Consider the following 2,824-nt stretch of genomic DNA (forward strand, 5'->3'; position numbering starts at 1 on the left):
AATCGGGGACGCCCGTTGCAGTACGGCCCAGCAGGAGCTGCAGAGCCAGCTCGACGCGCTCGCGGCAGCGCACTGCACGCGGGTGTCTCCGAGAAGATCAGCACCCGCATCAAGATCCGCCCCGAGCTGGAGAAGGCACTCACCCTCGCCCATGAGATCAAGACCGCCGCGCCGGACCAGCCGGTGATTCGCTGAATCCGACACCCGCCCCGTCCACCGCGACGACACCGGCATCCCGTGGCGGATCGCCCTCGTCGGCGACGAGAACGTGGTGATTGTCGAGGTGGTCAACTCGACCCTGGAGCCGGACGGGTCCAACCGCACCTACTGGCTGCGGGTTCCACCGACAACCCGCACCGCGCGCGAGGGTGTCGCCTGGACATTCGGGCTCGCCGCCGAGGCGTACGAGCCCGTCCAGCAGACCTGAGCGGGGGTCAGCGTGCCGCTGTAGTGGTGAGGAATTCGGTGACAGCGGCCGCGACGGCGGCGGGCTGGTCGATCATCGACAGGACGTAGGCATCGTCGATCTCGACCAGCCGGGCGTGGGGGATGAGTGCGGCTAGGCGGCGGCCGTGGTCACGGGGCATCACCTTGCCCGCCGATGACCAGAGGATCAAGGCTTCACCTGGGAACTGCTGCAGCGCTTCGGTATTCGCGATCAGGGTGTGTTTGTCGTAGCCGGACCGCATGTAGGCGAGTACGTCGGCGCGGATGCCGGGGTCGCGCAGGCCGGGCTCGGTCCACCCGTGGACAAGGGCGTCGGAAAGGGGGAATTTGGCCATCCAGCCGAACAGGAGGGGGTTGCTGCGGAGCCAGCGGATGCGGAGCTGGCGCAGTGCGAGGGTGACGCCGCCGGGCAGGATTGAGGCGAGGATCGCGGTCTTGCCGGGGAGGCCGGGCGGGAAGTTGTCGAAGGCTTCGCAGGGCAAAACGATCAGGCGGCCGACGCGCTTGTCCAGGCCGTAGGCGGTGAGGAACAGGGCACCACCCCAATCGGAGTGGACGAGGGTGACATCGGTCAGGTCGAGGGCGGTCAGGAAGTCGGCGATGAGCTGGTTGAGGCCGCGCAGGCTCAGGTCGGTGCCGGGGCGCAGCGGTTCGGGATGCGCGCCCAGCGGCAGGTCGGGCAGGACGTAGCGGAAGCCGGTCGGAAGCAGGTCGAGGACGGAATCCCACACGGTGTGGTTCATCAGCAGGCCGTGCAGCAGGACGACCGGCGGGCCATCGCCCTGTTCGCGGTAGTGGATGCGGCCCGCGGGCAGTTCGACGGTCGGCATGGGAACCTCCTGACGTTAGAGCGAATGCTCTAGTGCGTTTGCTCTATTCTGGAGCGGTGAGCGAGAAGATGTCAACGACTACGCGGGATCGCCTGGTCGTCGCGGTCGGCGAGTTGATGCGCACCCACGGGTACAGCGCCATCACCGTCAAACAGATCACCGCGGCCGCCGAGGCGCCGATGGGGTCGCTCTACCACCACTTCCCGCACGGCAAGGTGCAGATCGCGGCCGAGGCGCTGCGCAGCTCGGGCGCCGCCTACATCCAGTTGCTGCCGCTGCTGATGGACCCGCACGGCGACCTCCGCGCCGCCGTGCCCGCCGCCTTCGCCGATGCGGCACGCACCCTCGAGGAGTCCGGGTGGCTCAACATGTGCCCGGTCGGCACCGTCGCGGGCGAGATCGCCGACAGCGAACCCGTGCTGCGTGAGGTCGCCGCCGAGGTCGTCACGGACTGGATCGACAAGGGCACAGCGTATTTCGTGGGCCGCGGGCTGGATGAGCCGCAGGCGCGTGAGCTGATCCTCGGTGTGCTGTGCGGCTTGGAGGGCGCGTTCGTGCTGGGCCGGACACTGCGTTCGGCCGAACCGCTGCTGGCGGCCGGTCAGGCGATCTCGGCTCGGATCGACGCGCTGCTCGCCACCCGCGACCGCGCTACAGCTCGGCCAGGGTGAGAATTACCGTTCGAGGACGATACGGGCCACCAGTGCTTTGTGGTCGGCACCGGGCATGGCCACGGTTTCCACGGACGTAGCGTGTGCGCCCGCGAGCAGGAAATGGTCGATACCGACCAGCGGTGGCAGCCGTTTGTCGGTCGGATAGGTGACCAGGTGTCCGGCACCGGCCTGCTCGGCGGCATCGGCGAAACGACCCGACGCCATCGCACGAAAGCGGCTGTGGTCGTAGGTGGCATTGAAGTCGCCGCCGACGATCACCGGGCGATCCGCGGGCGACCGGCGCAGAACGGCGTCGAGCCGGGACAGCTCATCGGCCCAGACGTCGGTGTTGTAGACCGGCGGGACGGGGTGAAAGGCATAGACCGACACCGGCCCGACCTCCGGCACGGTGGCGGTGGCCGAGATCTGATTGAGGACGTAGCCGTCGTATTCGACGGTGTCCGACAACGGATACCGGCTCCAGATCCCAGTCCCGCTCGCCGTCTGGCCGGGCGCCAGATAGCGATACGGCAGCAGCTGGTCGAGCCCGGCAGCGCCGAGATCGGGGACGGCGGCGCGGGTGAGTTCGTTGACGGTGAGCACCGCGACATCGCGGGACCGCACCGCCTCGACGAGCGCGGACGGGTCGGCGCCGTCGAACAGCAGATTGGCCTGCATGACCGTGACCGGGTGACCGTCACCACCGGCGTCGGCGATATACAGCGGCGCCTGCGTCGCCACCCCCACCGCCGCCACGACCACCGCGACCCCGGTCGCGATCCACTGCCGGGTCGCCGCGAACCCCCCCGCACCGACGATCGCACCGATCATCAGATACGGCGCCCCCGACGTGGCGAGCACCAACGGCTCCGCCGGCCAACCGGTGTAGTACAG

General features: G+C 68.9%; 4 protein-coding genes and 1 pseudogene. 3 read left to right on the top strand and 2 right to left on the bottom strand.

Annotated elements, in window-relative coordinates; all coding sequences use genetic code 11:
- Positions 1 to 195 (top strand): annotated as a pseudogene (locus ACFWPJ_RS29665) (hypothetical protein); the annotation flags it as partial.
- A gap of 49 nt (positions 196 to 244) precedes the next feature.
- Complete coding sequence (locus tag ACFWPJ_RS29670; RefSeq protein WP_378856354.1) at positions 245 to 427, top strand: DUF6745 domain-containing protein; 183 nt, start codon at positions 245 to 247, stop codon at positions 425 to 427.
- A gap of 7 nt (positions 428 to 434) precedes the next feature.
- Here the strand turns inward: ACFWPJ_RS29670 and ACFWPJ_RS29675 are convergent, their stop codons facing one another.
- Entirely contained in the window at positions 435 to 1,277 is an 843-nt protein-coding gene (locus ACFWPJ_RS29675; RefSeq protein WP_378856348.1) for an alpha/beta fold hydrolase, read from the bottom strand.
- A gap of 56 nt (positions 1,278 to 1,333) precedes the next feature.
- Here ACFWPJ_RS29675 and ACFWPJ_RS29680 point away from each other — a divergent pair, with 56 nt between their 5' ends.
- A complete protein-coding gene (locus tag ACFWPJ_RS29680) occupies positions 1,334 to 1,948 on the top strand; it encodes a TetR/AcrR family transcriptional regulator (protein WP_378856350.1) in 615 nt (204 codons plus the stop codon).
- A gap of 3 nt (positions 1,949 to 1,951) precedes the next feature.
- Here the strand turns inward: ACFWPJ_RS29680 and ACFWPJ_RS29685 are convergent.
- Positions 1,952 to 2,824, bottom strand: an 873-nt coding sequence (locus ACFWPJ_RS29685) for an endonuclease/exonuclease/phosphatase family protein (protein ID WP_378856352.1), incomplete at its 5' end; no start/stop codon positions are given.

It is taken from the genome of Nocardia sp. NPDC058497 (assembly GCF_042720195.1).
GTDB lineage: Bacteria > Actinomycetota > Actinomycetes > Mycobacteriales > Mycobacteriaceae > Nocardia.

Coding starts and splice junctions, on each gene's coding strand:
- ACFWPJ_RS29675 (WP_378856348.1), bottom strand. CDS start 1,277: ATGCCGACCGTCGAACTGCCCGCGGGCCGCATCCACTACCGCGAACAG.